This is a genomic window from Nocardia anaemiae NBRC 100462 (assembly GCF_001612725.1).
Classification (GTDB): Bacteria; Actinomycetota; Actinomycetes; order Mycobacteriales; family Mycobacteriaceae; genus Nocardia; species Nocardia anaemiae.
This window is the reverse complement of record NZ_BDAZ01000015.1, coordinates 102370-115986: the sequence shown is the minus strand read 5'-3', so window position 1 is coordinate 115986 and position 13617 is coordinate 102370. Positions and strand designations below refer to the sequence as shown.

Here is a 13617-nt window from a genome sequence, read left to right as displayed (position 1 = left end):
CGATCAGTCCAATTGGTCGATGAATTCGAATAATTCGCTGTCGTCGGCCGCGGCGAGATCGGCGATGCTCTCGCTTTCCGCGCCGCCGTCGAGTTCGCGCAGCACGGCCCGCAGCCGGGTGGCGATATCACGTCGGTCGTCGGGATCCAGTGACGTCGCGGCGCAACTCTTGGCCAATGCCGCCACCTCGGATTTGATCCGGGCGGGCGCGTCGTCGACGGGTGTGATTTCCTGGCGGATATATCCGGCCAGAGCGGCGGGGGTCGGATGGTCGAATACCACCGTCGTGCCCAGATTGATACCGACCGTGGACTTCACTCGGTTGCGGAACTCCATCACACCGAGCGAGTCGAACCCCAGTTCCTGGAATGGTTGCTCGACGTCGATCGCATCCGGGGACTGATGACCGAGTACGACCGCGGCTTGGGCGCGGATCGCGTCCACGATGACCCGTTCCTGTTCGGCCGGATCGAGTCCGAGCAAACCCGACGCGAATTTGGCCGATTCACTGGACCTGGCCGCCGCGGCCCGCCGCGAGGACCGGGCCAGACCACGCAGCATCGCGGGCATATCGCCCGGATCCATGGCCGAGAGCACCGACATGTCCAGGCGTGCGGCGACGGTGGCCGCCTGTCCGCTCGCGAGCGCGGCGTCGAACAGCGCCATACCGTGCTCATCGTCGATGGGCAGCATGCCTTCGCGACGCATCCGCGCCCAATCCTGATCGCCCAGTCGAGCTGTCATTCCGCTGGCACTGCGCCAAGCGCCCCAGGCCAGGGCGGTGCCGGGCAGCCCGGCGAGGTGACGGCGGCGGGCCAGCGCGTCCAGATAGGCATTCGCCGCCGCGTAATTGGCCTGCCCCGGTCCGCCGAGTACACCCGCGATGGACGAGTACACCACGAACGCGGCCAGGTCGAGGTCCTTGGTCGCCTCGTGCAGGTGGTGTGCGGCATCGACTTTGGGGCCGAAGACCGTCGCGACTTGCTCGGCGGTCATGGAGTCGAACATGCCGTCATCGATCACACCGGCGGTGTGCACCACCGCCGTCAGCGGATGTCGCACTGGAATCGCCGCCAGCAGTGCGGATATCGCGGCCGGATCGGCCACATCGGCGGCGACGATATCGACATCGGCACCGTGCGCGGTCAGTTCGGCGGCCAGTTCCGTGGCCCCCTCGGCGGCGGGACCGCGTCGGCTGGCCAATAACAGTCTGCGCACACCGCGTTCGCCGACCAGATGTCGGGCGACCACGGCGCCGAGCCCGCCGGTGCCGCCGGTCACCAGGACCGTCCCCTTCGGATTCCACCGCGGCGGCACCGTCAGGACGTTCTTGCCGATATGCCGGGCCTGGCTCATGAACCGGAATACCTCCGGTGCTTCACGCACATCCCATGCTGTCACCCGAATCGGTTGCAGCACACCGCAACCGAAGAGGCGCAGCAGTTCGGTCATGATCTCTTGGAGCCGGTCGGGGCCCGCCTCCATGAGGTGGAAGGCGCGGTAGTAGACGCCGGGATGTTCAGCCGCGACCTTGTCCGGTTCGCGTCGATCGGTCATGCCCATTTCGATGAAGCGGCCACCGCGCGGCAGCAGGCGCAGCGAGGCGTCGACGAATTCATTGGCCAGCGAGTCCAGCACGACATCGACGCCGCGGCCCGCGGTGGCGTCGAGGAATCGCCGTTCGAAGTCGAGGGTGCGGGTGTCGCCGATGTGATCGTCATCGAAGCCCATGCCGCGCAACACATCCCACTTCGGCTTACTTGCGGTGACGTAGAGTTCCGCGCCGAGATGTCTGGCCAACTGCACCGCGGCCATGCCGACGCCGCCCGTCGCGGCGTGCAGCAGCAGGGTCTCGCCGGGCTGGAGTCCGGCCAGATCGACCAGGCCGAAATACGCGGTCGCGAAGACCACAGGTGCGGCGGCGGCCTGTGCGAAGGACCAGCCGCACGGCATCGGGACCACCAGTCGCCGATCGACGACGGCGGTGGAACCGACCACCGGCAGGAACCCGAAGACGCGATCGCCGGGCACGAAATCGGTGACGTCCGAGGCGACTTCGAGGACAATCCCGGCGCCCTCGCCGCCGATGGGCGCATCCGGGTCCGGATACATGCCAAGCACGATCAGCACGTCACGGAAGTTCACACCCGCCGCCCGCACGGCGACGCGGACCTGGCCCGGCGCCAGCGGTGCCGTCGCGTCGGGGTCCGGTGTGAGCGTGAGGTTGTCACCGGTGAGCGTGCCCTTGCCCAGTGGCAGCAGACGCCAGTCACCGGCGTCCAAGGGTGTTCTCGGCTCGACGATATCCGCGGCGGAGCGGGTCACCCGAACCGCGTGCAGTGCGCCGCGCCGCAGGGCGAGTTGTGGTTCGGTCGCCACCGTTACGGCCTGTTCCACGGCTGCTCGATAATTCCCCCAGTCGTCGACATCGACCAGCAGGATCCGGCCGGGATTCTCGTTCTGAGCGCTGCGCAATAGGCCCCACGCCGCCGCGCCCGTCAGATCCGCGTCCTCCGCGCCGTGCACGGCCACCGCATTGCGGGTGACCACCACGAGGATCCGTTCGGCTGCCTCCTCGGCGGTGATCAGTTGCTGCACGGTCATCATCAGATCGGTAACCCATGCGCGCACGGATTCCGGTGTGGTACCGGTCGATTCGGTGGTCAGGGCGGACAAGACCACGACCCGTTGCCCGGCTACCGTCACGGTCTCCTGACTCGCCCCCAGTCGCGGCGACGGCTGCTCGATCGCCACGGACTCCCAACTGTCCCCCAGCCGCACCGATGATTGTTCGACCGCCACGATTCCCTGGCCGTCGCTCAGCCCCACCGACAGCTGCTCGACCGCCACGGTGTCCTTGCTCTCCCGCAGCCGCGCCCACGGCTGGTCGACCGGCGCGGTCTCCGGCTGCGGCACGGTAATCCATGTCGTGCCGAGCAGGTCCGCACTAGTGGACGACTTGACAATCAGGGCCTCGCGCGGCAGGGCACGCAATGCCAGTGCCGCCACCTCGGCGACGGGACCACCACCCGCATCGGCCACAGTGAGCGAGATCCGGTCCGGTGCGGGTGCGGTCAGTCGCACCCGCAGCGAGGACGCGCCCACCGCGTGCAGCGATACACCCTCCCAGGAGAACGGTACGGAAACCTCGCCGTCGTCGGTCGTGGCGCCGCCGAGGGCAAGAGCGTGCAGCGCCGCATCCAGCAGCGCGGGGTGGATACCGAATCGTTCGGCCGAGGACCGTGCCTGCTCGGGCAGATCCACCTCGCCGAACAATTCCTCGCCGCGCCGCCACAGCGCGGTCAGCCCACGGAACAGCGGGCCGTAGCGGTACCCGGCGTCGGCCAGATCACGGTAGCCGCCATCGAGTTCGATGGGCTCCGCACCGGGCGGTGGCCAGGCCGCGAAATCTGGGCTCGCCGTTGGGGATTCGTCGGCCGGTTCAATAACGCCGACGGCATGGCAGGTCCACTCCGGCTGCCCGTCGTCCTGTGGACGGGAGTACATGGTCAGTGCCCGGCCACCGTTGTCCTGTGGTGCGCCCGCGACGACACGCAGCTCGATTCCACCGGTCGCGGGCAAGGGCAGGGGTGCCTGTAGCACCAATTCGGCAAGTCGCGTGCAGTCCACCAAAGCGCCCACGTGCAGCGCCATTTCGACAAAGGCCGTACCCGGCAACAACACAGTGCCCGCGATGTCGTGGTCGGCCAGCCAGGGATGGCTGCGCAGGGAAAGCCGTCCAGTGCAGACGATTTCATCGGATTCCGGCAGCCGCACCACCGCGCCGAGCAGTGGGTGTCCGGCATCCTCGAGTCCGGACTGTCGCACATCCGCGACACCCGCGGATTGCAACCAGAACTGCTGCCATTGGAACGGATAGGTCGGCAGGTCTACAGCCGTAGCACCGCTTCCAGCGAACAACTCCGACCAATTCACCTGTGCGCCAGCGCAATATCCGGCGGCCAGCGCCGCGACGAGTCCGGAGACTTCACCATCCGCACCGGGCGAGCGCAGCACCGCTTTAGTGGTCGGCACCGGCTGCTCAGCGGTGGCGGCCGTTTGCACGACGAGCGTGGTCAGCGCCGCGCCAGGTCCGGCCTCCCATGCGACGCCGACTCGTTCGCCGATCAATCGCTGGGCCGCCGCCATGAAGCGCACCGGTCGACGGACTTGACCGACCCAGTAGGCCGGGGAACGCAATTCCTCATCGGTCGCCGGTTCGCCGGTCACCGTGGAGATGATCGGGATGGTCGCCTTGTGATAAGTCAGTCCGGCACAGATCTTTTCGAAATCGGCGAGCATGGGTTCCATGCGCGGCGAATGGAAGGCGTGGCTCACCACCAGGGGCTTGGTCTTGCGGCCACGCTCGGAGAGCAGTGCCGCGATCTCGTCGACGGCGTCCTCGTCACCGGAAAGCACCAGTGAACGCGGCCCATTCACCGCCGCGATGCCCACCCGATCCGCTCGATCGCCGACGAGCTCGGCCACCTCGTGCTCGTCGGCGGTGACCGAAACCATGGTGCCGCCCTCGGGCAGCGCCTGCATCAGCCGTCCACGGGCGGCGACGAGCGCGCACGCATCCGACAGCGACCACACCCCGGCAACAAAAGCGGCCGATATCTCGCCGATGGAGTGGCCGACCAGATAGTCGGGGTTCACGCCCCAGGACTGCAGCAGCCGGAACAGCGCCACCTCGATCGCGAACAGTGCGGGCTGGGTGTATTCGGTGCGGTCCAGCAAAGCCGCCTCCGGGGTGCCGGGCTCGGCGAAGATCACGCTGCGCAACCCGACGGTCCACGCCGGGTTCGCGGCGTCGACCTGTGCGCACACCTCGTCGAAGATTTCGGCGAACAGCGGATAGGCCTGATATAGCCGGGTGCCCATACCCGCGCGCTGCGCACCCTGCCCGGGGAACATTACCGCGGTCCGAACATCGCGCCCGGCGACACCGCGCACCACATTCGGCGAATCCTGCTGTGCGGTCAGAGTTTCCAGTGCGACGGCCAGCTCGTCCCTATCGGCGCCGAGAAGTACCGCACGATGTTCGAATTCGGATCGGGTCGCGGTCAGCGAGTAGCCGATATCGGTCGGATCACTGTCCGGAAACTCCTTCAGGAATTCGGACAACCGCTGCGCCATCGCGGGCACCGCCGCATCGGTGCGTCCGGACAGGACCCACGGCGTCACCGGTGGCGCGATCCGTGCTCGGCTCTTCGGCTCATCGACAGGCGGTTCCTCGATGATCAGATGAGCATTGGTGCCGCTGATGCCGAATGAGGAAATCCCGGCCCGCCGTGGGGTCGCCCGACGCGGCCACGGTTGCGGTTCGGCGAGCAGCCGCACATTGCCCTCGGTCCAATCCACATGTTCGGTCGGCTGCTCGGAATTCAGTGTGCGCGGCAGCATTTCGTGCCGCATGGACAGCACGGTCTTGACGATGCCTGCCACACCGGCGGCGGCCTGGGTGTGCCCCATATTAGATTTGATCGAACCGAGCCACAGTGGCCGCTCCGGATCGGGCCGGGTCCGGCCGTAGGTGGACAGCAGCGCCTGCACCTCGATGGGATCGCCCAATACCGTTCCGGTGCCGTGGCCTTCGACCATGTCCACCTCCGCGGCGGTGATCCCGGCATCGGCCAGCGCGTCCCGGATCACGCGCTGCTGGGCCGGACCATTCGGCGCGGCCAATCCATTCGACGCGCCGTCCTGATTCACCGCCGAACCACGCACCAATGCCAGAATCCGACGGCCCTGCGCGCGGGCCCGCGACAGCCGCTCCAGCACCAGCACCCCGACGCCCTCCGACCATACGGTGCCATCGGCGCCCTCACCATAGGATTTGCACCGACCGTCCGGCGCGAGCCCGCGCTGCATGCTGAAGGAGATGAACGGCGCGGCCTTCGCCATCACCGTGACGCCACCGGCCAGCGCGGTATCGCACTCACCCCGACGCAGTGCCTGCGCGGCCAGGTGCACCGTCACCAGCGACGACGAGCATGCCGTATCGACGGTCAGCGCGGGCCCCTCCAGACCGAGCGCATATGAAATACGCCCGGACGCAACGCTTCCCGTCATGCCGGTCATCAGATAACCGGCAAGCTCGGCGGGCGCGGTGTCATCGGCGTAATCGTTGTAGAACATGCCCGCGTACACGCCGGTGCGACTGCCGTGCATGGAACTCGGGTCGATACGCGCGTGCTCTAGGGCTTCCCACGAAACCTCGAGCAGCAGGCGCTGCTGCGGATCGGTGGCCAGGGCCTCGCGCGGTGAGATGCCGAAGAAGCCCGCGTCGAATGCCGCCGCGCCGTCGAGGAATCCACCGGAGCGGACGTAGGTCTTGCCCTCGGCACCCGGCTCCGGATCGTAGAAATCGTCCCAGCCGCGTTCCGGCGGGAATTCCGAGGTCACCTCGCGAGCCGCCATCAGCATCCGCCACATGTCCGTCGGCGAGGCGATGCCGCCCGGGTAGCGACAGGCCATGCCGACAATGGCGATCGGCTCCTCGGGGTCGGTCGCCGGTGTGCCGTAGCCATTGCCCGCGGGCGCGCCCTGCGCGCCGATCAGTCTGGTGCGCAGCAGTTCGGCGAGCCGGTCGATGGTCGGATAGTCGAAGGCGACCGCCGCCGTCAGCTCCACACCGCTGGCCCTGCGCAACCGGTCGCGCAACTCGACCGCGGAGCGGGAGTCGAATCCCAGATCCCGGAACGAGGCCGACACGTCGATGACCTCGGGCGCGATCCCACCGAGCACATCCGTCACCTGCTGCACCACCAGCTCACGCAGCAGCCGCCGCTGCTCCTCGGGTGAGCGACGGCCGAGCTCATCGCGTTCGAGCACCGCGTTGCTGTCGCCATTCGACTGTGACATTCCGACTCCTCGAATGTGGTTGCGCTCCACCGGAAACCTTCGACTTTCGCCGACTTTCCGAGCCTAAATAGCCACCGGTCTGCGCCCGTCCACCGTGCGGTAATCGGTGGGCCATCGCCGAGCCCGATTCCTCGATTTCCGCTGTAGTTTGCATATTCGAGGACACCTATGTGGCAGGAGTACGACAATGCCGGTTCCGGAATCCAGTGTTTTCCAGCGTGTGAGTCGACTCGCCTCGGTCGCCGACCACGTCGGCTGCCCGACCACCACGATCGACGAGGTTTTCACCGGACATCCACTCGGGCGGGTGCCGCTGGCCGATGCGGCCGACGTCCACCTCGCATTTACCAAAGCCGCAGTAGCACAGTGCCATTGGGCGGCTCTACCGGTTCACGATCGAGTCGCGGTCATCAAACGCTATCGCGCGCTGGTACTCGAAAACCGCGACCTACTGCTGGATATCATCCAGGCCGAAACCGGAAAAGCGCGCTGGACCGCACAGGAGGAAGTCCTCGGCATCCTCGCCGGAACCCGGTATTACGCGCGGCTGGCACCGGAGTTATTGAAACCGCGGCGAGTTCCCGGACCACTGCCCGGCCTGACCAGGGTGCGCGTGCACGCGCAGCCGAAAGGCGTTGTCGGCGTCATCGCACCATGGAATTATCCGATGTTCCTGGCCATCGGTGATTCGATTCCGGCACTGTTGGCAGGTAATGCGGTGGTGTTGAAACCCGCGTCCCGAACTCCATTTTCGGCCTTGGCCAACGCCGAATTGCTATACGAGGCCGGACTTCCCCGCGACCTGCTCGCCGTGGTCCCCGGTTCGGGCTCGACCGTCGGCGGCGCCATTGTCGAGAACTGCGACTTCCTCATGTTCACCGGTTCCTCCGCCACCGGACGGGTGCTGGCCCGGCAATGCGCCGACCGGCTGATCGGCTGCTCCGCCGAGCTGGGCGGTAAGAATCCGATGATCGTCACCGCCGGTGTCGATGTCGACAAGGTCGCCAGAGCCGCACTGCGCGCATGCTTCTCGAATGCGGGCCAGCTCTGCCTTTCCATCGAACGCGTCTACGTCGAGCAATCGATCGCCGACGAGTTCACTGCGAAGTTCGTCGCGGCGATCGAGGCGATGCCGCTCGGTCCCGGATACGACTTCGCCGCCGCCATGGGCAGTCTCAGCTCCGCCGAGCAACTCGCCACCGTCGCGAAACATCTCGCCGACGCGAAATCCAAGGGCGCGAAGGTTATTACCGGCGGCAAACCACGCCCGGACCTCGGCCCCCTGTTCTTCGAGCCGACAGTTCTGACCGGTGTAACTCGCGAAATGGATTGCGCCCGCGAGGAAACCTTCGGACCATTGGTGGCCATCTATCCGGTCGCCGATACGGACCAGGCGATCAGACTCGCCAATGACACCGAATACGGCCTGAGCGCGAGCGTGTGGGCCGCGACCCCGGCCGAGGGTGAGGCCATCGCGGTCCGGCTGCGCTCGGGTGCGGTGAATGTCGACGAGTGCTACGCGGTCGCCGCGGCAAGTCCCGGTGCGCCGATGGGCGGTATGGGCAGCTCCGGACTCGGCCGCCGACACGGTCCCGAGGGACTGCTCAAATACACCGAACCCCAGACGGTCGCCACCGCACTGGTGGTCGATCTGGACGCACCGCCGCACATGTCCGCCGAGCGATGGCAACGATTGCAGGTGCCCATGGCGGAATTCGTTGGCAAATTTCCCGGCCGATGAGCACTAGCATCGTGAGCTGTGATCACCGTGGCCAGTTGGAATGTCCTGCATCGGGTGCACGCGGAGAATTGGCGCTCCGATATCGCGATCCGCTGGCCCGATGAGGCGGCGCGCATTGCCGCGGTGACCGCCTGGATCGCCGGACGACCCGAACAGGTCATCGCACTACAGGAGGTCAGCGGCGACCAACTGGCGAGTCTGCGATCGGCACTGTCCGACAAGGATATTCATGCCCTGCGCTATCCGCGTGTGCCGCGACCGCGCAACGGCACCACCCCGCTGCGAGATCCCACCGAACATCTCGTCCTCGTCCTCGACGAACCGGGCCGAGAAATCGCGGCCGAATCCTTCGAAAACGATCCAGGCAATGGCGCTCTCGCCGTCGAGACGGCAGGCATTGTCGTCGTGGCAACTCACGTGACCGGTGATCCGCGCCGCACCCACCAGCTGACCCGACTTGCCGAACTCGCACCACCGGACCGCGCGACGGTGCTACTCGGTGACTTCAATATCGACCGCGCCACCGTGGCATCCGCATTCGGCCCCGACTTCACCGTCGCCGAGCTGCCATCCGCCTCCGCCCCGACCCGTCCGCGCACATCGGGCACCAAATCGCAGTTCATCGACCATGTGATCGTGCGCGGTTCGACCGTGCGGGATGTGGCGGTCGTGGTGGTCGACGGCCTGTCCGACCACAATTTCATCCGCGCCACCATCACCGGATGACTAGACCCCGGCACGCCACAGCCAACGCCAACGGGGCAGCTCCGCCAGCACCGTGAGCACCGCCAGCACACTGACGAGAACGGCGAGCCACACCGGCCAGGCCACCCAGGAGCCGATGACCGCCGCGACAAGTTGCAGCACTATCAGCGCGATGGTGCCCCACCCCGGCACGGCGACCAGTACCTGTTTCTTGTCGCCGGGCGTGGCGAACACGGTGGGCAGTCCGATCAGTACCACCACCGACACCACGGCCAGCACAACCGAATGCCCGGCCAGCGCCCATGGCGTCACCACCCAGGCGATGAGCTCGGTCGAAAAACGCATTACCGAGGCGACTCGGCCCTGGCCGGTCAGATTCGGCGATTCAGACACGGATGCCACAGTGCCACGTGATAAGTCCCGATGCTCGGCGAAGCCCCGGGCCGAAGGGGATGGTCCGGGGCTTCACTGGAGATTATCGCGCGAACCGGTGCCCGAGTTGACCACGCGCAATGGCGTGTTCAGGCGAGTCGAGCAAGGAGATCATCGGCTGCCGCGGTGCCAGCGCGGAAGCACGCTTCCAGCGACGTGCCGAGTAGATAGTCCCCCGCTACCGCGAGACCGGTGCGGCTGGCGATCTCGTGCCGGAGTTTGGCGGTGAAATCACCGTGGTCGGGCAGGTAAGCACAATAGGCGGCATCCCATGTGCGGGTTACCCGATCTCGTCGGATGGCGCCGCTGGCAGCGCAGTGCTCGATGACGGTGCGTTCGGCTCGGGCCAGCCAGGATTCGAAGGTTTTGGCCGATGGCAGCGGCCGCGCATCACGTCCGGTGAAGATATAGCGGACGGTATCGCGGCGACTGGGGCTCTCCGGGCCCACCGCGCGGCAAGGACCGTCGTCGAAGGTGATACCCCAGACATCGGGTGCGAAGATATCGCGGTCGTATGCCACCACCGCGACCGCGGCGGGGAGATATCTGATCTGCGCGAGCAGCTTTCCGACCGTCGGGAATTCGTCGATGACGAGATCCGCGGCCGCGGGTGCGGGGGTTGCCAGCAATACCGCGTCGAAGAGTTCTTCCCTTGGCCCGGAACCATTTTCGGCGATGGCGAGTCCGCGGACCCGGCCGCTGCGGACCAGCAGACGATCCGCAGTGGCGCGAGTACGCACGACGAACTGTCGGGACAACGCCTCGAATACCGGTTGGATACCGTCGGTGAGCCGATCGAAGTCGTCGAGCACATTCGCCAGGGTAGCGCCGAACGCACCGAGATAGACCTCTTCCGGTTCCGCGCCGTGTGTCCATACCGTCATGGGCCGCAAGAGAATTGCGGTCAGTGCCGGGCCGAAGTGCTCGCTGAGCGGTTTGTGGTCGCTGTGTGCGGCGAGTTTGGTGTAGTAGCCCGGCTCCAGCAGACCGTCGGCGGTGAGTGCGCGACTGGCGAGGTAGGAGAATTTCGCGACATCGGGGGCGGGAGTGCCCGCATCGATCAGGTGACGCAGGCCGGTGGGACGGTCCTGGTGATCGATGGTGAACAGCTCACCGGCCACGATCCGGGACATGCGCAATGGATACGGCTCCAAGGCGAAGGGGCCCACTTCGTCGAGGAATTCGCGCAGCGCGGTGTACTTACGGCCGATCAGCCGACCACCCGCCATGATGGGGCGATCACCCAGCAGCCCGACGCCGCACCGGCCGCCGGGCTGGGACTCACGTTCGATCAGTTCGACCCGGTGGCCCGCCTGCCGCAGGCGATGGGCCGCGGCCAGGCCCGAAATGCCCGCCCCGACCACCGCGATATGTCCACCATCCCCCACGCCTCACCTACCCAGCCAGTAGGTTCGGTGCTGAAAGGCATAGGTGGGCAGGTCGATTCGCCGCGCTCGCGTTGTTGTGTACAACGCGGACCAGTCCACCGTGGTGCCTGCGGCATGTGCCCGAGCCAGTGCCGTCACGAATGCCATCGCCTCATCCGATGGACCGTATCCCGCGGCGTCGAGCGCCGCTGTGACCACCACATCGCTAACCTCCGCAACGGTCTCGCGCACCCACTGCGTCCATGTGCCCGAACCCAATTCGATGACAATCGATCCGCCGCGCGCGGCCGTCCACCGAATGGCGTCCGACGGCTGTGCGGAGTCTTGCGTCCAATATTCGGCCGCGCGCAGCTCGTCCCGATCAACTGGTTCCCCGGTGCGACCGGAGACGATCGCCACCTTCGGATCGCCGAAGCTCGCGCATAGCCGTGCGACCGCGGCCGGTTCGCCTGCGGCCCTGATCAATTCCGCGGCCGAGGCCAGCGAGTACACTCCGGCCGCGTATCCGGCCGCGACCTCGCCGATGCCCTGCCCGACCAGATAATCCGGCCGCACCCCGAACGACGCCATCAACCCATATAACCCGACCTCGATGCCGAATAGTGCGGCTCGCGCGAATTCTGGGAGATCGTATAACCGCGCGGCCGTATCGGCCTCACTCGCAACAAGTTCATGCAGCGGATGCTCCGGGAAAGCGGCGCCGACTTCGTCGAAAACGGCACGGAAGACCGGGAAGTCGGTATACAGACCACGCCCGGCACCGAGAAGCCCGCTGTCCGGAAACAGCATTACCGTCTTGGCCACCGGCGATGCCATCGCTCGCACCACCGTCGTCGAATCCTGCCCGGCCGCAAGGGATTCCAGACCGGACAGCAAATCGTCCTGTTTACGCCCGATCAGCACCGCCCGGTGCGACAGCCGGGCACGCGCAACCACCAGGGAGTGGCCGACATCCACCGGATCCAGCCCCGGATGCTCGCGGAGGTATCCGGCGAGCCGTTCCGCCTGACTCGTCAGTGCCCGCGCCGACCGCGCGGAAACCACCCAGGCCAATGCCGGTGGCGCGATTGTCGACTCGGGCTCGGGAACCACCGCCGGAGCGTGTTCCAGCACCACATGGGAATTGGTGCCGGTAATGCCGAACGACGAGACGCACGCCCGCCGAGGTCGCCCGGTCTCCGGCCACGGACGCGCCTGCGTGACCAGCTCCAATTGTCCGGTCCCCCATTCGACATGCGGGGTCGGCTCGTCTACATGCAAAGTCGGCGGCACCACACCGTGTCGCATCGCCATCACCATCTTGATCACCCCGGCCACCCCGGCGGCGGCCAGACAGTGGCCCATATTGGATTTGATCGATCCGAGCAGCGCGGGCCGATCCCGATCCTGCCCGTAGGTGGCCAGCAGTGCTTGCACCTCGATGGGATCGCCGAGCACCGTCGCCGTACCGTGCCCCTCGATCACATCCACCTCAGCGGCGGACAACTGAGCATCGGCCAGCGCATCGCGGATCACCCGCCGCTGCGCCGAACCGTTCGGCGCGGTGAAGCCATTGGACGCACCGTCCTGATTCACCGCCGAACCGCGCAACACCGCGAGCACCGGATGCCCGTTGCGCTGTGCGTCCGAAAGACGTTCCAGCAGCAGCATTCCCACGCCCTCGGACCACACTGTCCCATCGGCGGCAGCGGCATAGGAGCGACAGCGTCCATCGGAGGCCGTACCACGCTCACTCGACGAGGCGAACATATCGGGCGTCGCCATCACGGTGACCCCGCCGACCAGCGCGAGCGTCGACTCCCCCGACCGCACCGACGATATCGCCTGATGCAAAGCCACCAACGACGACGAGCACGCGGTGTCCACCGTCATGGCCGGACCCTCCAGCCCGAACACATACGAGATCCGCCCGGAACCCGCACCCGCCGCCTTACCGGTCAACAAGAACCCGGACAGACCGCTGACCTGCTCGGTCGTCAACGCTCGATACGCACCGTCGACCGTGCCGTAGGACTGCCCGATCAGACCGACGAATACGCCCGTTCGACTGCCGCGCAGGCCGGTCGGGTCCATGCCCGCCCGCTCGAATGTCTCCCACGCCACCTCCAGCAGTTGCCGCTGCTGCGGATCGATCGCCAATGCCTCCCGTGGACTGATGCCGAAGAAACGCGCATCGAAATCGCCTGCGCCATCGATGAATCCGCCGTGCTGGGCCATCCGTGTCCGGGTGGGATCGGGATCGGTGACCCCATCGAAATCCCACCCGCGATCGGTGGGCCACCCGGAGACCACATCCCGACCGGCGGCGACCATCTCCCAGAGCGCGTCCGGCGAGCCGACTCCACCCGGATAGCGGCAACCCATCGATACGATTGCCACCGGCTCATTGGCGCGAGCCTCCAACTGCCGCAATCGGTCTCGGACGCGCTGCAATTCGCGGGCCGCGGTCCGCAGGTATTCGCGCAGCTGCTGTTCCTCAGCCAT

The 13617-nt window shown here is 66.7% G+C and carries 5 protein-coding genes and 1 pseudogene; 2 read left to right on the top strand and 4 right to left on the bottom strand.

Annotated features, from left to right (window positions below; genetic code table 11):
* Positions 1-3: 3 nt before the first annotated feature.
* Positions 4-6795: pseudogene (locus tag NA5_RS10465) on the bottom strand (SDR family NAD(P)-dependent oxidoreductase); the annotation flags it as partial.
* Positions 6796-7054: 259 nt separating this feature from the next.
* Here NA5_RS10465 and NA5_RS10460 point away from each other — a divergent pair.
* Both NA5_RS10460 and NA5_RS10455 read left to right on the top strand, forming a co-directional pair.
* Positions 7055-8608: a succinic semialdehyde dehydrogenase gene (locus NA5_RS10460; RefSeq protein WP_062984477.1), complete on the top strand. Its 1554-nt coding sequence runs from the start codon at positions 7055-7057 to the stop codon at positions 8606-8608.
* 18 nt (positions 8609-8626) lie between these two features.
* Positions 8627-9334: an endonuclease/exonuclease/phosphatase family protein gene (locus NA5_RS10455; RefSeq protein WP_062984476.1), complete on the top strand. Its 708-nt coding sequence runs from the start codon at positions 8627-8629 to the stop codon at positions 9332-9334.
* Here the strand turns inward: NA5_RS10455 and NA5_RS10450 are convergent, their stop codons facing one another.
* From NA5_RS10450 to NA5_RS10440, 3 genes are all read right to left on the bottom strand, one after another.
* Complete coding sequence (locus NA5_RS10450) at positions 9335-9706, bottom strand: hypothetical protein (RefSeq protein WP_245672182.1); 372 nt, start codon at positions 9704-9706, stop codon at positions 9335-9337. It abuts the gene before it with no gap.
* 128 nt (positions 9707-9834) lie between these two features.
* A complete protein-coding gene (locus NA5_RS10445; RefSeq protein ID WP_062984475.1) occupies positions 9835-11133 on the bottom strand; it encodes a protoporphyrinogen/coproporphyrinogen oxidase in 1299 nt (432 codons plus the stop codon).
* 3 nt (positions 11134-11136) lie between these two features.
* Complete coding sequence (locus NA5_RS10440; RefSeq protein ID WP_062984473.1) at positions 11137-13617, bottom strand: type I polyketide synthase; 2481 nt, start codon at positions 13615-13617, stop codon at positions 11137-11139.

Coding starts and splice junctions, on each gene's coding strand:
- NA5_RS10460 (WP_062984477.1), top strand. CDS start 7,055: ATGCCGGTTCCGGAATCCAGTGTTTTCCAGCGTGTGAGTCGACTCGCC.
- NA5_RS10440 (WP_062984473.1), bottom strand. CDS start 13,617: ATGGCTGAGGAACAGCAGCTGCGCGAATACCTGCGGACCGCGGCCCGC.